At 59.8% G+C, this 21,164-nt stretch carries 15 protein-coding genes and 5 tRNA genes; 7 read left to right on the top strand and 13 right to left on the bottom strand.

Going from position 1 to position 21,164, the window contains the following annotated elements; genetic code table 11:
- The first annotated feature begins 113 nt into the window (after positions 1-113).
- Positions 114-1,004: a LysR family transcriptional regulator gene (locus tag LAB08_RS08955; protein ID WP_096512562.1), complete on the top strand. Its 891-nt coding sequence runs from the start codon at positions 114-116 to the stop codon at positions 1,002-1,004.
- 66 nt (positions 1,005-1,070) lie between these two features.
- On the top strand, positions 1,071-4,349 hold the full coding sequence (locus LAB08_RS08950) for a PAS domain S-box protein (protein ID WP_096512563.1): 3,279 nt from the start codon (positions 1,071-1,073) through the stop codon (positions 4,347-4,349).
- Between the two features lie 124 nt (positions 4,350-4,473).
- On the opposite strand, the gene LAB08_RS08945 is transcribed toward LAB08_RS08950, so the two are convergent.
- The 10 genes from LAB08_RS08945 to gltX form a co-directional block, all read right to left on the bottom strand.
- Positions 4,474-4,920, bottom strand: coding sequence for an Hsp20 family protein (locus tag LAB08_RS08945; RefSeq protein ID WP_096512564.1), 447 nt, complete (start codon positions 4,918-4,920; stop codon positions 4,474-4,476).
- A 121-nt stretch (positions 4,921-5,041) separates the two neighbouring features.
- Positions 5,042-6,001 (bottom strand): tRNA dihydrouridine synthase, encoded by a 960-nt coding sequence (locus tag LAB08_RS08940; protein WP_096512565.1) that lies wholly within the window; start codon positions 5,999-6,001, stop codon positions 5,042-5,044.
- Between the two features lie 165 nt (positions 6,002-6,166).
- Positions 6,167-6,622: an acyl-CoA thioesterase gene (locus LAB08_RS08935; RefSeq protein ID WP_096512566.1), complete on the bottom strand. Its 456-nt coding sequence runs from the start codon at positions 6,620-6,622 to the stop codon at positions 6,167-6,169.
- Positions 6,623-6,670: 48 nt separating this feature from the next.
- Positions 6,671-7,504 carry an alpha/beta fold hydrolase gene (locus LAB08_RS08930; protein WP_096512567.1) on the bottom strand — a complete coding sequence of 278 codons (834 nt, stop codon included), beginning with the start codon at positions 7,502-7,504 and terminating at the stop codon, positions 6,671-6,673.
- A 29-nt stretch (positions 7,505-7,533) separates the two neighbouring features.
- Positions 7,534-8,073 carry a TetR/AcrR family transcriptional regulator gene (locus LAB08_RS08925; protein ID WP_096512568.1) on the bottom strand — a complete coding sequence of 180 codons (540 nt, stop codon included), beginning with the start codon at positions 8,071-8,073 and terminating at the stop codon, positions 7,534-7,536.
- Positions 8,074-8,257: 184 nt separating this feature from the next.
- Positions 8,258-8,333 (bottom strand) — tRNA-Glu (locus LAB08_RS08920).
- Positions 8,334-8,412: 79 nt separating this feature from the next.
- Positions 8,413-8,488, bottom strand: a tRNA-Ala gene (locus LAB08_RS08915).
- A gap of 53 nt (positions 8,489-8,541) precedes the next feature.
- Positions 8,542-8,617 (bottom strand) — tRNA-Glu (locus tag LAB08_RS08910).
- A gap of 79 nt (positions 8,618-8,696) precedes the next feature.
- Positions 8,697-8,772 (bottom strand) — tRNA-Ala (locus LAB08_RS08905).
- Positions 8,773-9,019: 247 nt separating this feature from the next.
- Complete coding sequence (gltX, locus tag LAB08_RS08900; RefSeq protein WP_096512569.1) at positions 9,020-10,501, bottom strand: glutamate--tRNA ligase; 1,482 nt, start codon at positions 10,499-10,501, stop codon at positions 9,020-9,022.
- Between the two features lie 231 nt (positions 10,502-10,732).
- Here gltX and LAB08_RS08895 point away from each other — a divergent pair, with 231 nt between their 5' ends.
- Together LAB08_RS08895 and LAB08_RS08890 are read left to right on the top strand one after the other, a co-directional pair.
- Positions 10,733-11,821 (top strand): HlyD family secretion protein, encoded by a 1,089-nt coding sequence (locus LAB08_RS08895; protein WP_096512570.1) that lies wholly within the window; start codon positions 10,733-10,735, stop codon positions 11,819-11,821.
- Positions 11,811-13,361 (top strand): MDR family MFS transporter, encoded by a 1,551-nt coding sequence (locus tag LAB08_RS08890; RefSeq protein WP_096512571.1) that lies wholly within the window; start codon positions 11,811-11,813, stop codon positions 13,359-13,361. The genes LAB08_RS08895 and LAB08_RS08890 overlap by 11 nt, the downstream gene beginning before the upstream one ends.
- Positions 13,362-13,499: 138 nt before the next feature.
- Here the strand turns inward: LAB08_RS08890 and uvrB are convergent, their stop codons facing one another.
- Entirely contained in the window at positions 13,500-15,515 is a 2,016-nt protein-coding gene (gene uvrB, locus LAB08_RS08885; RefSeq protein WP_096512572.1) for an excinuclease ABC subunit UvrB, read from the bottom strand.
- Positions 15,516-15,866: 351 nt separating this feature from the next.
- On the opposite strand from uvrB, the gene LAB08_RS08880 reads away from it, so the two are divergent.
- Positions 15,867-17,063, top strand: coding sequence for an amino acid aminotransferase (locus tag LAB08_RS08880; protein ID WP_096512573.1), 1,197 nt, complete (start codon positions 15,867-15,869; stop codon positions 17,061-17,063).
- Between the two features lie 232 nt (positions 17,064-17,295).
- Positions 17,296-17,505: a hypothetical protein gene (locus LAB08_RS08875; RefSeq protein WP_096512574.1), complete on the top strand. Its 210-nt coding sequence runs from the start codon at positions 17,296-17,298 to the stop codon at positions 17,503-17,505.
- Here the strand turns inward: LAB08_RS08875 and LAB08_RS08870 are convergent.
- On the bottom strand, positions 17,502-17,732 hold the full coding sequence (locus LAB08_RS08870; protein WP_096512575.1) for a hypothetical protein: 231 nt from the start codon (positions 17,730-17,732) through the stop codon (positions 17,502-17,504). The two genes, LAB08_RS08875 and LAB08_RS08870, sit on opposite strands and share 4 nt — an antisense overlap.
- 230 nt (positions 17,733-17,962) lie before the next feature.
- Between LAB08_RS08870 and LAB08_RS08865 the strand changes: the two genes are divergently transcribed.
- Positions 17,963-18,038 (top strand) — tRNA-Asn (locus LAB08_RS08865).
- A 126-nt stretch (positions 18,039-18,164) separates the two neighbouring features.
- Here LAB08_RS08865 and LAB08_RS08860 read toward each other — a convergent pair.
- On the bottom strand, positions 18,165-20,912 hold the full coding sequence (locus LAB08_RS08860) for an O-linked N-acetylglucosamine transferase family protein (protein ID WP_172901622.1): 2,748 nt from the start codon (positions 20,910-20,912) through the stop codon (positions 18,165-18,167).
- Positions 20,913-21,164: the final 252 nt, after the last annotated feature.

Below are 21,164 nucleotides of genomic sequence, written 5' to 3'. Positions count from 1 at the left end.
GGGCCTTGACGATTTCAATAACCCTTTGGCTTGTGAGGCTGATCCTATGGGGTTACATTGAATAACTCAAATTCATATTTTTTATGCTTTGAATAACCAACTGGAATACATCCATGGACCTGGCCAATCTCAATGCCTTTATCGCCATTGCCGAGACCGGAAGCTTCTCCGGCGCGGGCGAACGCCTGCACCTGACCCAACCGGCGATCAGCAAACGCATCGCCGGGCTGGAGCAACAATTGAAGGTGCGATTGTTCGATCGACTGGGTCGTGAGGTGGGGCTGACCGAGGCCGGTCGCGCCCTGCTGCCCCGCGCCTACCAGATCCTGAACGTCCTTGATGATACGCGCCGCGCCCTGACCAACCTCACCGGCGAAGTGACCGGTCGTCTGACCCTGGCCACCAGTCACCACATCGGCCTGCATCGATTGCCACCGTTATTAAGGGAGTACACACGACGCTTCCCTGACGTCGCGCTGGATATTCAGTTTCTCGATTCGGAAGTGGCCTACGAGGAAATCCTGCATGGCCGCGCCGAACTGGCGGTCATCACCCTGGCGCCGGAGCCCCACGCGCTGGTGAAGGCCACGCCTGTGTGGGATGACCCGCTGGACTTCGTGGTCGCCCCGGAACATTCGCTGCTCAACAACGGCAAGGTCAGCCTGGCAGACATCGCCCGCCATCCCGCGGTATTCCCTGGCGGAAACACCTTTACCCACCATATCGTCCAGCGACTGTTCGAGGCCCAGGGCCTGACGCCGAACATCGCCATGAGCACCAATTACCTGGAAACCATCAAGATGATGGTGTCAATTGGCCTGGCCTGGAGCGTCTTGCCGCGCACCATGCTTGATGAACAAGTTGCACGAATACCGCTGCCGGGCATACAACTGTCTCGCCAGCTAGGCTATATCCTGCACACAGAACGGACGCTATCGAATGCAGCACGGGCTTTCATGGCCTTGCTGGATGCCCAAATCGATCTGCCAGGGACTCATGGCTAACTTGTGCTACGCCTATAGAGCCGCGAAATCCTGTGCCCAATGCCCACTTCAGCCTAAGGCTTGCCAATGCCGAAATCTGTTGACCGTATTCCGCCGATGCCGCGTATTCAGGCACTTGACCCCAAGCGTTCCGAGCAGAGCTGGGAAAGCGCCCCACAATTGCTGGCTGCCCTGAACGGCGCACGTTTGGGTGCCTGGTATTGGGATATCGAGCGCGGGCAAATCAGTTGGTCACGGGGTACACAGGCGCTATTCGGCTTCGACCCGCGCCAACCATTGCCGGCCGATCTGGAATACCTGGACTTGCTGCCCCCGGAAGACCGGGCGAAAACCGTCCGCGCCTTCCACGCAGTGATCGCCGGCGCACCACTGGATCAAGCGATGCACCACCGCATTCGCTGGCCTGACGGCAGCCTGCATTGGCTGGAGATCAATGGCAGCCTGCTGCCGGACAAGCACGGTCGCCCACGCATGATCGGCGTGATCCGCGAAATCACCCACCAGCGCCAGCGCGAACAGGCCTTGAGCAGCTCGGAAAAGCGCTTCGCCACGCTGTTTCACCTGTGCCCGAACATGGTCCTGCTGACCCGCCAGGATGATGGCCTGATCACCGAGGCCAACCAGTATTTCGAAAGCCTGTTCGGCTGGCCGGTGCAGGACGCGATCGGGCGCACCACCCTGGAGCTGGGCCTGTGGGTGCACCCCGAGCAGCGGGCACAACTGGTCAAGGCCACCAAGGCCAAAGGCGAACTGATCAACATGGAGGTGCAATTTCGCGCCAGCAATGGGCAGATTCACGATGGCATCCTCAGCGCGCAAAAGGTCGAACTCGAGGGACAGCCCTATCTGTTGAGTACCTTCCTCGATACCACCGAGCGCAAGGCCGCCGAACACGCCCTCAAGGACAGCCAGGAACGCCTCGACCTGGCCCTGGACTCGGCACAACTGGGCACCTGGGACTGGCACATACCCAGCGGCATGCTCTACGGCTCGGCCCGCGCCGCACAGTTGCACGGGCTGGAGGCGAAACCCTTCCATGAATCCTTCGAAGAGTTTTTCGAGGGCGTGCCCGGAGAAGAGCGCGACTCCATGCGCGATGCCTACCGCACCCTGCGCGAAGGCCCGGCCGGTAACTATCAACTGACCTATCAGGTGCAACTGCCGGACGGCAGCTCGCGTTACCTGGAAAGCCGGGCCCGGCTCTATCGCGATGAAAACGGCCTGCCGCTGCGGATGGCCGGCACTTTGCTCGATATCACCGATCAGGTCGAACGCGAACAACTGCTGGTGGCTTCCGAGGAGAAATTCGCCACGCTGTTCCAAGTCAGCCCGGACCCGATCTGCGTGACCCGCCAGGACACCGGGCAGTTCATCGAGATCAACTCCAGCTTCACCCAGACTTTCGGTTGGAGCGCTACGGATGTCATCGGGCGCAGCGCCGACGAAATCGGCTTGTGGGATGCTTCGGCGAAAAGCCTGCAACGGATCGAACAGGTGATCCGCGAACAGGCGCTGAACAATGTAGCAATCCTTGTCCAGCACAAGGACGGGCAATCGCTGACCTGCGTGATTTCCAGCCGCCAGATCAGCGTGGGCGACCAGCCATGCATCGTCACCACCCTGCGCGACATCACCCAGCAGCAACGCTCGGAAGCGGCACTCAAGGCCAGTGAAGAGAAGTTTGCCAAGGCATTTCACTCCAGTCCCGACGCCATCACCATCACCGAACGCGATACCGGCCGCTATCTGGAAGTCAACGACGGCTTCTGCCGCCTGACCGGCTATCGCGCAGACGAAGTGATTGGTCGTACGGTGTACCAGGTCGGGATCTGGGCCGAAGAGAAGCAACGCTCGGCATTGCTGGCCGAACTGCAGATCAAGGGCCGGGTTCATCACCAGGAAATGCTTGGACGCAACAAGCGCGGCGAATTGCTGACCGTCGAAGTCTCGGTGGAACCAATCACCCTCAATGAAACCGCGTGCCTGCTGTTGACCGCACGGGACGTCAGCCTGCTGAAAAACGCCGAGGCGCAGATCCGCCACCTGGCCTACCACGACCCGCTGACCAACCTGCCCAACCGCGCGCTGCTGATGGATCGCCTGAGCCAGCAGATTGCCCTGCTCAAGCGCCACAACCTGCGCGGCGCACTGATGTTCCTGGATCTAGACCACTTCAAGCACATCAACGACTCGCTCGGTCATCCAGTGGGCGATACGGTGCTGAAAATCATCACTGCGCGCCTCGAAGCCAGCGTACGCATGGAAGACACGGTCGCCCGCCTGGGCGGTGACGAATTTGTGGTGCTGCTCAGCGGCCTTGAAGGTTCGCGAAACGAGGTCAGCACCCAGGTTCGCGAACTGGCCGATACGTTACGCGAATTGCTGTCCGAGCCGATGTTCCTCGACGGCCAGCGCCTGCAAGTGACACCGAGTATCGGCATTGCGCTGATTCCCGATCATGGCTCGACGCCGACCGACCTGCTCAAGCGCGCCGACATCGCCCTGTATCGCGCCAAAGACTCGGGGCGCAATACCGCGCAGATGTACCACAACACCATGCAGAAGGCCGCGAGCGAGCGCCTGCGCATGGAGACTGATCTGCGTCTGGCACTGTCCCGGGGTGAATTTCGCGTGCATTACCAGCCGCAACTCGACGCCCGGGACAACCGCATCGTCGGCGCTGAAGCGCTGGTGCGCTGGAACCATCCGGAACTCGGCGCGCAATCGCCCGCCGAGTTCATCAAGGTGCTGGAAGACAGTGGCCTGATCCTGGAGGTCGGAACCTGGATCATCGACGAAGCCTGCCAGGCTTTCAGGCAACTGATCACCACCGGACGGGTGGACCCGCAGGATTTCAGCCTGTGCGTGAACATCAGCCCGCGACAATTTCGCCAGAATGACTTCGTCGAGCGCATCGAAGAAAGCCTCGCCCGCTACGGCCTGCCCTGCTCGTTGCTGAAACTGGAAATCACCGAAGGCATCGTCATCCAGAACCTGGAAGACACCATCAGCAAAATGCGCCGCCTGAAAAAAATCGGCGTGAGTTTTGCCATGGACGATTTCGGCACGGGCTATTCCTCGCTGACCTACCTCAAGCGCCTGCCGGTCGACACCCTGAAAATCGACCAGTCGTTCATTCGCGACGCCACCACCGACCCCAACGACGCCGAAATCATCCGCGCCATCGTCGCCATGGCTCGCAGCCTGGAATTGAAAGTGATTGCCGAAGGCGTGGAGACGTCGGAGCAGCTTGAGTTCTTGCAGGGGTTGGGCTGTCACTTTTACCAGGGGTATTTGCACAGCCAGCCGTTGCCGGTGGAGGAATTTCAAAAGCTGTTGAGGTGATGGCGTAAAAAAACCTTCTGTGGGAGCAAGGCTTGCCCGCGATGAGGTCCTTGAGATCGCCATCGCGGGCAAGCCTTGCTCCCACAGAGAAGGGCGCCATTGGCGCCCTTCCTGTTGCTTCGGCTTAGTGTTGCAGAGCCGGTTTTTGCGTCCCGTTGATCGGGATGCGCTTGGCCTTGGCCTCTTCCGGAACAACCCGCAGCAGGTCGATGCTCAACAGACCGTTGCTGAGGCCGGCGGCCTTGATTTCGATGTGGTCCGCCAGACGGAAGGACAGTTTGAAGGCACGCTGGGCAATGCCTTGGTGCAGGAAGGTCACGCCTTCGCTGGCATCACGTTTGCCGCCACTGATGGTAAGTACACCCTTCTCGACCTGCAGCTCCAGGTCTTCTTCCTGGAAACCGGCCGCTGCCACGACGATGCGGTATTGATCGTCACCGTGTTTTTCGACGTTGTAGGGTGGGTAGGTGCTGCCTGGCTCGTTGCGCAGGGCGGTTTCGAACAAGTCGTTGAAACGGTCGAAACCTACCGAGGAACGGAACAGAGGCGCCAGGGAAAATGCAGTAGTCATGATTCAAATCTCCTGAAAACAATCAGCAAGGTTTTTTGTCTCCGCGACCCGAATTCGGCATCGCGTAACCCTTAGATAGGGACCACTGATTGCTTTTCAAGAGGTTTTTTTCAGATTTTTCTCAGGCGGCTTCTGCCACCTGCAAACCCAGCAAGCGCGAAACCTGATCCGGCTCCGTCTCCCGACGCAGGACGGTGAACAGCTCTACCGCCTCGGGATAATTGCGGGTCAGCATCGCCAGCCATTGCTTCAGGCGACCCGGCGATTGACGTGGCGTCATCTGCGCCTTGGCTTGCAGCCAGAAGTCCTGGAGCAGCGGCATCAGCTCGGCCCACGTCATTTCGACGACTTCCTCACCAGCACGCGCCGCAGCGATTTGCCGGGCCAGATCCGGGCGCGAAACCAGGCCGCGGCCGAGCATGATGTCTTCCACGCCACTGATCTCGCGGCAACGGCGCCAGTCTTCGACGCTCCAGATATCGCCATTGGCAAACACCGGAACCTTGACTACGTCCTGCACCCGGGGAATCCACTCCCAATGCGCTGGCGGCTTGTAGCCGTCGGTTTTGGTCCGCGCGTGCACCACGATGTGCTCCGCGCCGCCTTCGGCCAGGGCCGTGGCACACACCAGCGAACCGTCCGGGCTGTCGAAGCCCAGGCGCATCTTGGCGGTCACCGGAATATGCGCTGGAACGGCGCGACGGACATGCTCGACGATCCGGTTCAGCAGCTCGGGTTCCTTGAGCAGCACCGCGCCGCCACGGGACTTGTTCACGGTCTTGGCCGGGCAGCCGAAGTTCAGGTCGATGACCTCAGAACCCAACTCGCAGGCCAGCGCGGCGTTTTCCGCCAGGCACACCGGGTCCGAACCCAGCAACTGCACACGCAGCGGCACGCCGGACGCCGTGCGGGCTCCATTGAGTAATTCAGGACCGAACTTGTGGAAATAGGCAGGCGTGAGCAACTGATCATTGACACGAATGAACTCGGTCACGCACCAGTCAATGCCACCCACTCGGGTCAGCACGTCGCGCAGGATGTCGTCGACCAACCCCTCCATGGGCGCCAGGGCAATTTGCATGAAAAACACACTCAACGAAAAACGTGCGGCAGTTTACTGGTTTCGGCAGGAATCTGCAGAACATCGCAGATTCCCCTGTGGGAGCGAGCCTGCTCGCGATGGCGATTGCACATCCAACATCAATGTATCTGACAGACCGCTATCGCGAGCAGGCTCACTCCCACATTAGATCTTGGCTGCTTCCGGATTTTGCGACAGCAACGCCGGGCCATAGCCCTCGATGAACTCCGCCGGCATGCGCTTGGGCTTGCCCGTGGACAGTTCGATGCAGACAAAGGTGGTTTGCGCACGCAGCAACGTCGAATTATCGCTGGGGCGCTTCAACTGGAAGTGACGGGTCATTTTCAGACGCTGATCCCAATCGACGATCCAGGTCGCCAATTGCAGTTCGTCACCTTCATAGGCCGCCGCCAGGTAATCGATCTCGTGTCGCACCACCGCCATCGCCCGGTCCAGTCGACGGTACTCGACCAGATCCAGGCCAAGGCGCTGGGAATGGCGCCACGCACAGCGTTCGAGCCAGGTCACGTACACCGCGTTGTTGGCGTGCCCCAGGCCGTCGATGTCCTCGGCGCCCACTTGCAGATCAATGATAAATGGCGTTGCCCGATCCCAGCCCATGCCCCACTCCCGGTCAGATGATTTCGACCGGCGCAGTGTAACGGATGCTCAGGCCGATTGGCGCGATTGCAGACTGCGACCGGCCAACAGTGATAACACACCCTCAATCATCCGGGGATCAGCGAGGACCCGCTGGTGACCGCCCTCCTCCAGGCGCAACAGGCGACTGTCGAACCAGGCCTCGTGGATCAGCTGCGACTCTTTGACTGACACCTGATTGTCGTCCTCGGCATGAACGATCAGCCCGGGCATGTCCAGTTGATAATGCGCGACATCCAGCGTGGCGGCACGCATGCCAACATCCTTCTCGACCTGGCGAATGAAGGCGGAACGGGCTTTGGGGGGCAATCGCACATAGCGGGCGAAACCGCGCAGTACGCCAAGGATCCGTGCCGGCGCGGCGATGCTGACCAGCGTTTCGGTACGCAAGCCCAATTGCACGGCAAGCATGGCACTGGCGCCACCCATGGAGTGACCGATGACTGCCTGGAGCGGTGGCAACTCGGCGGCGGCTTCGAGCATGGCGCGGGCGAACAACACGACATTCGCCTCGGTTCCCGGTGAGCGACCGTGCGCCGGGCCATCGAGGGCAACCACGGTGTAACCGGCATCGACCAGCGCGGTGATCAGGCTGGCGAATTGTGTGGGCCGACCTTCCCAGCCGTGCATCAGCAACACCGCCGGTCCCTGCCCCCAACGCAATGCCGAGAGGCCGAAACGCAAGGTGATCCGCTCGGATTTGGCCAGCAGCGGTAATTCCCAATCACGCGGTGGAAAATCTCGCGGCGTCATGAACGCCAGGCGCATTTTGCTTGCGACCAGTTGCGGAGCAAACCAACCCAAGGTGCCATTAACGCCACGAACCCACTTCAACGTGCTCATCGCTCTTTCCTCAGGCTGCTGCCTTCAGGTCAACGCACCGCCGACTTGGCAGCGCGCAGTAATCGATCGGATAAATCACCGGGACCCAGCGCCCGTGCCAGCGCCAGACCGCCCACCATCAAGGCCATATCGGCCAGGGCTTTGTCGGTGTCTTCAGGACTGGCCGCCAACTGCGCGACCATCAGTTCCAAATGCTCGTTCAGTGCAATTCTGAACGTCTCCGGCAGACGTCCGAGCTCGCCGATCGAGGCCGGAATCGGGCACGCAGACTCGCTGGAATCACGGTGTTTGCGCGACAGATAGAACGCAGCGACCAGGGCGCGACGCTCTTCTCCGGTCAACTCGGCGTCCATGTCGGCAATCAGGTCGCGACGACGACCCAGCAATTGCTTGAACGCCTCCAGCATCATCGCGTCCTTACTTTCGAAGTGCGCATAGAAACCACCGACGGTCAGGCCGGCCGCCCCCATGACTTCGCCCACGCTCGGCTCGGCCGGGCCGCGCTGAATCAGCGCTGCGCTGGCAGCCTTGAGGATGCGTTCGCGGGTTTGAGCTTTTTTATCGTTCATCGATGCCTCCGAATATTACGACTAGAATATTATTCTCATAATAATTTTCTGCAAGTCGTGGATGTGACCGCTGGTCTGAAGAACAGTGTGAAAGAGAGAGGGAGATTTGGCCAAACGCCAGACAAACAAAAGGGCCATTCAATAATTGAATGACCCTTATAAAATCCCGCAGAGCGGGTAATCGTGGCGTCCCCTAGGGGACTCGAACCCCTGTTACCGCCGTGAAAGGGCGGTGTCCTAGGCCACTAGACGAAGGGGACACAAACCTTCTATACAACTGATCAGTGCTGAGAGCTGATCGATTCAAGGCCGGTGTGGCCAGACCTTGAACTGTAAAATTGGTGGAGCTAGACGGGATCGAACCGTCGACCTCTTGCATGCCATGCAAGCGCTCTCCCAGCTGAGCTATAGCCCCGGATTTTTCGCCTCGCGGCGGAGCGACATCGTGCAACATCGCTTCTGTAAAACTGGCGTCCCCTAGGGGACTCGAACCCCTGTTACCGCCGTGAAAGGGCGGTGTCCTAGGCCACTAGACGAAGGGGACGCAAACCCTTCTATACAACTGATCAACGCTGAGTGTTGATCGCTTCAAGGTCGGTGTGGCCAGACCTTGAAGTGTAAATTGGTGGAGCTAGACGGGATCGAACCGTCGACCTCTTGCATGCCATGCAAGCGCTCTCCCAGCTGAGCTATAGCCCCTCATCGTTGATGTCATCGCTGAGGACGGGGCGAATCTTAAGGGTGTATCGAAAGGCTGTCAAACTTATTTTTCAAAATATTTGAAATTTTTTGCCGACATAACAACCACTTACCACCCTCCCCCCGCAAATCCGGGGTTTTCCAACTGTAGAAGCTGGCTTGCCAGCGAAGAGGCCCGCAAGATCGATGCAAGCATCAAGGTCGCCTTCGCCGGCAAGCTGGCTCCTACAAGGTCAGGTGCGCAGGATCAGGCGATCGCGCCCAACAGCTTTTCCCACTCTTTGTTTTCTTTCTTCGACACGCCGCCCAGTAGATCAATCGCCTGGCGCAAGCGGAAACGGGTCAGGTCCGGCCCGAGAATCTCCATCGCATCAAGCACCGACACCGAGCTCGCCTGGCCAGTGATCGCCGCGAACATCAGTGGCATGGCATCGCGCAGCTTCAGCTCCAGGGATTCGACCACCGCCTGAATCGTCGCCGTAATGCTGTCCTTCTCCCACTGACGCAGGCTTTCGAGCTTCCAGAGGATCAACTGCATCAATTGACGAACCTGATCGCCCGAGAGTTTCTTCGATTCGAACAGCTTGGCGTCCGGGTTAACTCCACCAGCAAAGAAGAAGCCGGCCAGCGGTGCGACCTGGCTGAAGGTTTCAACGCGACCCTGTACGTGCGGCGCGATCTTCATCATGTATTCGGAGTTGAATGCCCACTTCTGCACGCGTGCGGCGAATTCTCCCACCGACAGGTCACGCAGCCACTGGCCGTTGAGCCACGACAATTTCTCGATGTCGAAAATCGGCCCACCCAAAGAAACGCGACTCAGGTCGAAGTTGTCGACCATTTCCTGCAGCGAGAACTTCTCCCGCTCATCTGGCATCGACCAGCCCATACGCCCCAGATAATTCAGCATGGCTTCCGGCATGAAGCCCATGCGCTCGTAGAAGGTCACCGAGGTCGGGTTCTTGCGCTTGGACAGCTTGCTCTTGTCCGGATTACGCAGCAGCGGCATGTAGCACAGCTCCGGCTGTTCCCAACCGAAGTATTCGTACAGGAGGATCAGTTTCGGCGCCGATGGCAGCCACTCTTCGCCACGCAGCACGTGGGTGATGCCCATCAGGTGATCATCGACCACGTTGGCCAGGAAGTACGTCGGCAGGCCGTCGGTCTTCATCAGGACTTGCATGTCCATGCGATCCCACGGGATTTCAACATCGCCACGCAGCATGTCCGGAACCACGCAGACGCCTTCGCTCGGCACCTTCATGCGGATCACGTGCGGTTCGCCAGCGGCGAGGCGGCGCGCAACCTCTTCCTTGGACAGCAGCAGCGCGCGACCGTCGTAGCGCGGAGTTTCGCCGCGGGCCATTTGTTCGGCGCGCATCTGGTCCAGCTCTTCAGCGGTGCAGAAGCACGGGAAGGCATGACCCAGGTCGACCAATTGCTGGCAATACTTCTGATAGATATCGCCGCGCTCGCTTTGACGATACGGACCGTGCGGACCGCCAACATCCGGACCTTCGCTCCAGTCGATGCCCAACCAGCGCAGGGCGTCGAAAATCTGCTGTTCGGACTCGCGGGTCGAACGCAACTGGTCGGTGTCTTCGATCCGCAGGATGAACTCACCGCCGTGCTGCTTGGCAAAGCAGTAGTTGAACAAGGCGATATAGGCGGTACCTACGTGGGGGTCCCCGGTAGGCGATGGCGCGATGCGAGTGCGGACGGTGGTCATGGCATGTCTCGAAAAGAATGAAAAGCAAAGAACAATCAAGCCGCGAATGGTAACAGGCGACCCCCACCCCGCTCCAGTGAACAGGGCATTTAAGCCAAGTTTGCGTCTGTAACGCCCGTATGCCGCGGTGAATGGCCGAATATCAAGCGATGGCATTTACCGTTTATCAGCTGTATGCCAGATTCACCTGCTGGTAACTTTCCTTATATATTCTCGACTACAGTTTGCCCCATGCCTGCCCAACTCAAGCGTCGCCTGTCCATTTTCCTGCTGATCGTCCTGCTCATTGCCGGGGGCTTTTTTGCCCATTGGTTCTTCAAGGGACGTTTTTATGAAAGCACTGACAACGCGTATGTCCAGGGCGAGATCACCCGCGTGTCCAGCCAGCTGGGCGCGCGCATCGACCAGGTACTGGTACAGGACAACCAGCACGTCGAAAAAGGCCAGCTGCTGATCAGACTCGAGGGTGACGATTTCCGCCTCGCCGTCGACCGCGCCAGCGCCACCCTCGCCACCCGCCAGGCCGAACGCCTGCAAGCCCAGAGCAAACTGACCCAACAGGCCAGCCTGATTGCCGCCAGCGATGCGCAGGTAGCCTCCAGCCAGGCCAGCCTGGGCCGTACGCAGATTGATTTGAACCGGGCCGAGACCTTGCGCAAACCCGGTTACGTGTCGGAAGAACGGGTCACCACCCTCTCCGCCGAATCCCATATCGCCCGCTCACAACTGAGCAAAGCCCAGGCGGACGCCCAGGGTCAGCGCCAGCAAGTGAACGCGCTGACCGCCGAGATCAAACGCCTCGACGCGCAGATCGCCAATGCCAAGGCGGATCTGGCCCAGGCCGAACTGAACCTCACTCGCAGCGAGATCCATGCGCCTATCAGCGGCCTGATCGGCCAGCGCGCGGCCCGCGAAGGTCAATACGTGCAGGCCGGTGCCTATTTGCTGTCGATCGTGCCCGATGAAGACATCTGGATTCAGGCCAACTTCAAGGAAACGCAGATCGGCCACATGCAACCCGGCCAGAAAGCCGAACTGATCTTTGACGCCTACGGCGATACGCCGATCGAAGCCAGGGTCGACAGCCTGTTCGCCGCCTCGGGCGCGCAGTTCAGCCTGTTGCCGCCGGACAATGCCACGGGCAACTTCACCAAAGTCGTGCAACGGATACCGGTAAAACTGACCTTCGCCGCCGACAATCCACTGCGTGGCAAGATCCGGCCGGGCATGTCGGTCACTGCCAAAGTGAACATCAAGGACGCGCCTGAAGCCGTCACACCCAAGGTAAGCAGCAAAGACACCCCTGACGATGGCCGGTGATCAACTGATCCGACCGGTCGGGGAACCGACCCGCCGGGACTGGATCGCGGTGATGAGCGTGATGCTCGGCGCCTTCATGGCCGTACTCGACATCCAGATCACCAACTCCTCACTCAAGGATATTCAGGGCGCGCTGTCAGCCACCCTGGAAGAAGGCTCGTGGATTTCCACCTCCTACCTGGTGGCGGAAATCATCATGATCCCGCTGACTGCCTGGCTGGTGCAGTTGCTCTCGGCGCGACGCTTGGCGGTGTGGGTGTCCCTCGGTTTTCTCGTCGCCTCGCTGCTGTGCTCCATGGCCTGGAGCCTGGAAAGCATGATCGTTTTTCGCGCACTTCAGGGTTTTACCGGCGGGGCGCTGATTCCGCTGGCGTTCACCCTGACACTGATCAAACTGCCCGAGCATCATCGCGCCAAAGGCATGGCCATGTTCGCCATGACCGCGACCTTCGCCCCGTCCATCGGACCGACTCTGGGCGGCTGGCTGACTGAAAATTGGGGCTGGGAATACATTTTCTACATCAACATCCCCCCCGGCCTGATCATGATCGGCGGCCTGATGTACGGCCTGGAGAAGAAAGAAGCGCACTGGGAATTGCTGAAAAGCACTGACTACGCCGGGATTGTCACCCTCGGCGTCGGCCTGGGTTGCCTGCAGGTATTCCTGGAAGAAGGCCATCGCAAGGACTGGCTCGAATCCGACCTGATCGTGACCCTCGGCAGCATTGCGCTGATCAGCCTGATCACCTTTGTCATCGTGCAGTTTTCCAAGCCCAATCCGCTGATCAACCTCGGCATCCTGGGCAATCGCAATTTCGGCCTGTCGAGCATTTCCAGCGTCGGCATGGGGGTCGGCCTGTATGGCTCGATTTATCTGTTGCCGCTGTACCTGGCGCAGATCCAGAACTACAACGCCCTGCAGATCGGTGAAGTGATCATGTGGATGGGCGTGCCGCAGCTGTTCTTGATTCCGCTGGTACCCAAGTTGATGAAGGTTGTCTCCCCAAAATGGTTGTGCACGATTGGCTTCGGCCTGTTTGGCCTGGCGAGTTTTTCCTCAGGCGTGCTGAACCCGGACTTCGCCGGACCGCAGTTCAATCAGATCCAGATCATCCGCGCGCTGGGACAGCCACTGATCATGGTCACCATCTCATTGATCGCGACTTCGTACATCCTGCCGAAGGATGCGGGGTCGGCATCGAGTCTGTTCAACATCCTGCGCAACCTCGGCGGCGCGATTGGCATTGCCCTCCTCGCTACCCTGCTGGATGCGCGAACCAAGGTTTACTTCGACTATTTGCGCGAGTCCATTGTGCCGAGCAACCCGCAGGTGGCCGAACGCCTGGCGTCGCTGACCAATACACTGGGCAACGAAACGGCGGCACTGGGCAAACTCAGCGAGATCGCCCATCAGCAGGCGTCGATCATGGCCTACAACGATGCGTTTCACTTTGTCGGGATTGCGTTGGGGATCAGCATGTTGGCGGTGTTGTTGACCAAAAAGCTGCCGGCGGGGTTGAAGGCTGGGGAAGCCCATTGATTCTGTAGCACCTGCACCGGCCTCATCGCGGGCAAGCCCGCTCCCACAGTGATTGGCGTCGAGCACAAAATGTGTGAACAACCAATAACCCTGTGGGAGCTGGCTTGCCAGCGAAGAGGCCCGATCAGACGCTAGAGATCAAACCGTAATCAACCGCTCCCGCAACTTGGTAATTTCGTCGCGCATCTGCGCCGCAGCCTCGAACTCCAGATCTCGGGCGAGCTGATACATCTTCTCTTCCAGCGCCTTGATGCGCTTGGCGACCTCGCCCGGCGAGCGCAGTTCGGCTTCGTACCTGGCGTTTTCCTCGGCCGCCTTGGCCATGCCCTTGCGCTTCTTGCTGCGCGAACCCGGCACGGTGGCGCCTTCCATGATGTCGGCAACGTCCTTGAACACCCCTTTTGGCGTGATGCCGTTGGCGAGGTTGAAGGCGATCTGCTTGTCGCGACGACGCTCGGTTTCGCCAATCGCCCGCTCCATGGAGCCGGTGATGCGATCGGCATACAGAATCGCCCGACCGTTGAGGTTACGCGCCGCCCGGCCGATGGTCTGGATCAGCGAGCGCTCGGAGCGCAGGAAGCCTTCCTTGTCGGCATCGAGGATGGCCACCAACGACACTTCCGGCATGTCCAGGCCTTCGCGCAGCAAGTTGATCCCCACCAGCACATCGAAGGTGCCGAGACGCAGATCGCGGATGATTTCAACCCGTTCGACGGTGTCGATGTCCGAGTGCAGGTAGCGCACGCGCACGCCGTGGTCAGCCAGGTAATCGGTCAGGTCTTCGGCCATGCGCTTGGTCAGCGTGGTGACCAGCACCCGCTCCTCTACCGCCACGCGCTTGCTGATTTCCGACAACAAATCGTCGACCTGGGTCAGTGCCGGGCGGATTTCCACTTGCGGGTCCACCAGGCCGGTCGGCCGCACCACCTGCTCAACCACGCGCCCGGCGTGCTCGGCTTCATAGTTGCCCGGTGTCGCCGAGACGAAGATCGTCTGCGGGCTGATACTTTCCCATTCGTCGAAACGCATCGGCCGGTTATCCAGCGCTGAAGGCAGGCGGAAACCGTATTCCACCAGGGTTTCTTTACGCGAGCGGTCACCTTTGTACATGGCGCCGACCTGCGGCACGCTGACGTGGGATTCGTCGATCACCAGCAAGGCGTCGGCCGGCAGGTAGTCGTACAGGGTCGGTGGCGGCGCCCCGGCTTCGCGCCCGGACAGGTAGCGCGAGTAGTTTTCGATACCGTTGCAATAGCCCAGTTCGAGGATCATCTCCAGGTCGAAACGGGTGCGTTGCTCCAGACGCTGGGCTTCCACCAGTTTGTTGTTGGAACGCAGGTATTCCAGGCGTTCCTGCAATTCGACCTTGATTCCTTCGACGGCGCCCATCAGGGTTTCCCGCGGCGTCACGTAGTGGCTCTTGGGGTAGAAGGTGAAACGCGGCAGCTTGCGGATGACTTCGCCGGTCAGTGGATCGAACGCCGACAGACTTTCCACTTCATCGTCAAACAGCTCGATGCGGATCGCTTCGAAATCGGATTCTGCCGGATGGATGTCGATCACATCGCCGCGCACGCGGAAGGTCGCTCGGGCGAACTCCATGTCGTTGCGGGTGTACTGCAGGTCGGCCAGACGCCGCAGCAACTCACGCTGATCGAGCTTGTCGCCGCGATCCACGTGCAAAACCATCTTCAAATAGGTTTCCGGACTGCCCAGACCGTAGATGCACGACACCGTGGTGACGATGATCGCGTCCTTGCGCTCCAGCAGCGCCTTGGTCGCGGACAGGCGCATCTGCTCGATGTGGTCGTTGATCGAGGCATCTTTCTCAATGAAGGTGTCGGAAGACGGAACGTAGGCTTCGGGCTGGTAGTAGTCGTAATAGGAAACGAAATACTCCACCGCGTTGTTCGGAAAGAACGACTTGAACTCGCCATACAATTGCGCGGCCAGGGTCTTGTTCGGCGCCAGCACCAGTGTCGGGCGCTGCACTTGCGCGATCACGTTGGCGATGCTGAAGGTCTTGCCCGAGCCGGTCACACCGAGCAGCGTCTGGTGCGCCAGCCCGGCTTCGATGCCCTCGACCATCAGGCGAATAGCTTCCGGCTGATCGCCGGCAGGCTCGAAGCGGGTGACGAGCTGAAATTCAGACATGTATACCTCTCGGTTCTCGGAGCAGGGAATCGCACCTGCACAGTCAAACCGACAGGAACGAGAAAGGCCGCAAACGACACACGTCGCCCGAGGAAAAAACTTGATTGTGCTCAATGTGGTGTCGATTGCCCGCGCTTTCAAGGCAAACGTCCTACATCCCTTGCAGTCTTTGACGCAGTCAATCGACTAACGGTCGAAAAATAATCCGAAAAACTTAGCTCAAAACCCGAATCGTCTGTCGCCATCGATTGCAGATGGCCTCTATACTAGCTCCCCGTTTGTGCACCGCTCTAGTGCATTCGGCTGGAGCGCGACACGTCCGTCCACTCCCCTATCAGAGCCGCCGCAAAAATGAGCCTGTTCTCCGCTGTCGAAATGGCACCACGCGATCCAATCCTGGGCCTCAACGAAGCATTCAACGCCGATACCCGTACTGACAAAGTCAACCTGGGGGTTGGTGTTTACTGCAATGAGGAGGGGCGAATTCCACTCCTGCGCGCCGTTGTCGAAGCCGAGACGATTCGCGTCGCTCAACACGCTTCCCGTGGCTACCTGCCAATCGACGGCATCGCTGCCTACGACCAGGCCGTGCAAAAGTTGCTGTTCGGCAATGACTCGCCGCTGATCGCCGCTGGCCGCGTTATTACCACCCAGGCCGTTGGCGGTACCGGCGCCCTGAAAATCGGTGCCGACTTCCTCAAGCAACTGCTGCCGAACGCTGTCGTGGCGATCAGCGACCCGAGCTGGGAAAACCACCGCGCACTGTTCGAAACCGCCGGCTTCCCGGTGCAGAACTACCGCTACTACGACGCGGCGACCCACGACGTGAACCGCGCTGGCCTGCTGGAGGACCTGAACGCCCTGCCAAACGGTTCGATCGTTGTGCTGCACGCCTGCTGCCACAACCCGACCGGCGTCGACCTGAGCCCGGCGGACTGGAAAAACGTACTGGAAGTCGTGAAAGCCAAAGGTCACGTACCATTCCTCGACATGGCCTACCAGGGCTTTGGCGATGGTATCGACGAAGACGCCGCTGCCGTGCGCCTGTTCGCTGAATCGGGCCTGACCTTCTTCGTCTCCAGCTCGTTCTCCAAGTCGTTCTCGCTGTACGGCGAGCGCGTTGGCGCACTGTCGATCGTCAGCGAATCGAAAGAAGAAAGCGCGCGCGTACTGTCGCAAGTCAAGCGCGTGATCCGCACCAACTACTCCAACCCGCCGACCCACGGCGCAAGCATCGTCGCTGCTGTACTCAACAGCCCGGAACTGCGCGCCCAGTGGGAAGCCGAACTGGCCGAAATGCGCCTGCGTATTAAGGGCATGCGTACCCAGATGGTCGACCTGCTGGCGCAAAACGCCCCGCAGCGCGATTTCAGCTTCGTCGGACGTCAGTGCGGCATGTTCTCCTACTCCGGCCTGAGCGTCGAACAGGTTCACCGCCTGCGCAACGAATTCGGCATCTACGCCCTGGACACCGGCCGCATCTGCGTGGCTGCGCTGAACCAGAGCAACATCAAGGTTGTAACGGATGCGATCGTTCAGGTGATCTGAACCGCATCGTGAGACGAAAAACGGGAAGCCTTTGGGCTTCCCGTTTTTTATGGCTGCAGATAATTCCCGATGGACTGACCGAGACCTCTAAACTGCACATAAATTAAATGTGGGAGCGAGCCTGCTCGCGAATGCGGTAATGAATTCAACACATCATTGACCGAATTGACGCTTTCGCGAGCAGGCTCGCTCCTACAGGTTTTATGTACACCCCGACTCTGACGAGAACGACATGAAAATCGATGACCTACGCGCTGATCGCGGTGACCGCGACGACCTGGATGACTTCATCCCCCGCACCCCGGCCAAACGCGGCAATAACCTGGTGATGCAAGTCGCAGCCGGCGTGTTTCTCGGCGGGCTGGCCTTGTGGCTGGTGCAACTGGGCGCCACTGCGCTGTACGCCAAGCTGATGCTCGGCACGATCACCTTCGGCGGTTAAGCCAGTTCGGTCGCGCGCTGGCTGGCGGCATCGTCAAACGCGACATAGAGCGATTCAGCGACCTGGCTCTTGATCGCCTTGGTGCTTTCAAGACCCAGGACAAACCCTTCGGCCTTGCCACCCGCGCGATTCAATTGTTCAGCAGTATTGGCCTGGGTGATTGCATCGAACAGCTTTTCGGCGTGAGGGCCGACACCTTTGGGCAGGCTGATCTGAGCGATGCTCATGGGAACACCTCATTGATTCGAGGCATTGAAGGGGTCAAGTGAGTCATGGCGCGTACCTTTTCGGCGAATGGCCGGTAGCGCGTGCAACCACTTCCGGGCGGTCATGGTAGACCCATGAAGCGATTCTGGTAACCGCCAATCACCGATAAACCACCGTCTGTCCCATTGAATCCGTCAATTTGCAATCACATGCTTGACTTCTCTTTTTGAATCAGTAACATAGGCGCCATTCCGCGATAGCTCAGTTGGTAGAGCAAGTGACTGTTAATCACTGGGTCCCTGGTTCGAGTCCAGGTCGTGGAGCCAGACAGCAATACCGAAAAGCCCCTGAATCGAAAGGTTCAGGGGCTTTTTTGTGGCTGGAGCATGCGGATAAACAAAAACGCCCGAGGCAATTTCCAATGCCTCGGGCGTTTTGCATCACCGCTGCGCTTATTTGCGCCGCGCGTACAGTTCCATATGGGCCCTGTAGCGATTCGGGATGGCCATGTCGACCACCTCGAAATGACACTCGGCCAGCAAGGCAATCAGGCGCTCGCGGCTGAAGTGGTGAAAGTTTTCCAACTCTTGCCAATACGGATTAGTGCCGGCCGCATCCATGACTTTCCAGCTCGAAGAGTTCAGATCCGGTAGGCCAAGCACCAGCACGCCACCCGGGCGCAGCAGTTGGGCGGCCTTGAGCAGCGCCTCCCGTGGATAAGCCACATGCTCCAGCATATCCATCATCGAAATGACATCGAAGGTGGCATCGAACAGGTGGACCATGAAGTCTTCATGCACGGCGTTGAAGCCCAATTGCCGAATTCGCGCGACAGGCTCCTGGCGTGCATCCAGGCCTGCACTGGCAAAACCGTAGTCAGCCGCCAGCATGAGCAACGAACCGTCGCCGCAGCGGGCATCCACCCAGGTTGGCTGGCGGGACGAGCCCAGCACTGTACGGTAGCCGCCCAACACATTCACGACCTTATCCACCACCGGCGCCCAGGCCGTCCGCCTGGCGTCGTAATTATCAGCAGCAATGACCAGCCGATTGGCGTCGGCCTTGCGCGCAACTTCGGTAGCGCCCGCCGAGGTCCAATGGTGACGCGTATGCACATGCCCGCATGACGCGCATTTCATCCACTCAAGAGAAGGCGGCAGAGCGGCATGCCACAGTTCATGCCCGGTGCAGTTGGCAAACCCCACCGCTTCACTGCTGCCCTGGCACAACGGGCAGGCCGGATAGGTTTCTTGCAGTGGCGTCGCGACTGCCTCGACTTTTGCTTGATCGATGCTCGGCGGTTCGACCGGCCCGCAGTCCGGCACATCGATATGGGCCCCCTTCTCGCCTCGACGATGCTGACGGGTCATCATCTCGATCGCCGTTTCGAAGTTACGGGTAAACCGCAGCGTATCAAACAGCGGTGTCGTCAAGCGATTGGCAGCGACTTTGGTACGCAGCGCCGCCCGATACCCGGCATCGGTGCCGATGCGCCTGGCGATGCGCACCATGTCGTCATGGTCGACACCCACCAGCTCCGGCAGCTCCATGGCGTTGAGCAGGCTCTCGCTGACCCGCGACGAGAAATGCTTCCCGCGGGAGGTGATCACCGGAACACTGGCCCAGAGTGCATCGGAGGTGGTGGTATGGCCGTTGCACACCAGGGTGTCGAGGACAGCGTCGGCCAGTTGCAGACGGGCCAGGTGATCCTGGGGTGCAGCAAACGGAGCGAAGATCAGGCGTTGCGGATCAACGCCGGCCAGCTGCGCATAATGGGTCAGGTTGGCAATCGCCTCGTCGCATTGGCCCAGCAGCCAAAGCACGCTGTCCGGCACTTCGGCCAACACCCGCAGCCAAACGGTAAAGCTGGTGCGATCGATCTTGTAGGATTGGTTGAAGGCACCGAACACCACCTTGTCGTCCGGTAGACCGTGGGCACCGCGGTTGGCCGGCTGAGCGGCGGCACTGCGCTTGCGATCGTTGCACTGGTAGGTGTGCGGCAGGCGGCAGAACGCTTCGGGATAAAAAGGCGTGCTGCTGTCAGGCGTAACGAAGCGGTCCGAGACGATGTAGTCGATGTCGTTGTTCGCTGCGCTGCCCGGGTAACCCAGGTAAGCCACCTGCAGCGGTGCCGGTCGGTAAGCCATGATGCCCGGACGACCACCGCCGGTGTAGAGCTTCAGATCGAAGAGGATATCCAGCTGGTCGGCGGCGATGCGCTCGGCGGCCTGCTGGTCGCTCATGGAGTGGATGGCGACCAGATGTTCACAGCCATTGATGAATCGCTGGCGATACTCGGAAATATCAAAAGCACTGTAATCGTAGGCAAACACTTCGAAGCGATCACGGTCGTGGGACTCGAACAGCCCGGCCATCAGGTGCATGGTCGCGTGATTGCGAAAATCGCAGGAAACGTAACCCACACGAATCCGCCTGCCCTGGCGTGGAGCGACAGCCTGCACCGGCAAAGGCTCGGCCGCCGGCACCATGCGCTTGACATAGGCCTGGGTCACGCCGAGGTTACGCGCTTCGTCCGGGCACCAGGTCAGGTGTGTCAGCGGGTATTCCTGAGGCGCATCGAATACGCCCTGATCGTACCAGGCACCGATCTTTTGCTGCAGCGCCTCGACCCATTCCCACTCGCAGGTGAAGCGCGCGGGCACCAGGGCCGCACCGACCACCGCAGGGTCTTCGGGCGCCAGCTCAATGATTTTCTTGAAGGCGCCGGAGGACTCTGCGTAAAGGTCATTGCTTTGCAGGAGCAGGGCTGCGTGGGTCAACAGCCTTGGGTTGGAACTGACCGTCAATTGGCGGCGGGCAAACTCGATGCCCTCCTGCTGGCGGTTGGCGTTGAAGTACGTGGTGATCAGCGCGTCCAGCACTTCATCGCTGTCGGGGACCTCCTCCTGGGCCTTGAGCAGGCACTGCAAGGCGTCGTCAGTGCTGCGCATGGCGGCCAGCAACACGCCGGCAGCCAGCCAGTTGCGCACGCCGGCGCCCTTCTCGGCCGCTTGCTTGAACACCGCCACCGCTTCGACAAAGCTCCCGGTCAGGCGCAAGGCTTCGGCCTTGAGCCCAAGCAGGGCAGGATGTTCCGGCTGCTGGCTCAGCAATTGATCGAGTTCGGGCAAGGCCTCGGCAGAACGGCCGCCAGTGATCTGTTCGAGTAGCGCCGCAAGACGCCCTTCTGGATTGGTCATAGGGTCAGGTTTTCGAAAGAAATGATCGCGAGGTCGCGACGAAGACATCCGGCGATGTCCGGTGTTGGAAAAAAAACTGGCAGGCGGACCACGGGAGGTACCTCAGGAGTCAAAGCAGCGGCTCATCCTAAATGGGCACATCCGGATTCGTCCAGAACCAGGGGGTGAAAGCAGGAGGCCGGCAGTCGCCTGCCGAACCCCCGCGTTCAAAAGCACTCGATGCACCGGCGCTTGAACATGCCGTGCTGATGC

This window comes from Pseudomonas izuensis (assembly GCF_002356535.2).
Taxonomy (GTDB): Bacteria; Pseudomonadota; Gammaproteobacteria; order Pseudomonadales; family Pseudomonadaceae; genus Aquipseudomonas; species Aquipseudomonas izuensis.
The sequence above is the reverse complement of the archived record's forward strand: the minus strand, read 5'-3'. Positions and strand labels throughout refer to the sequence as shown.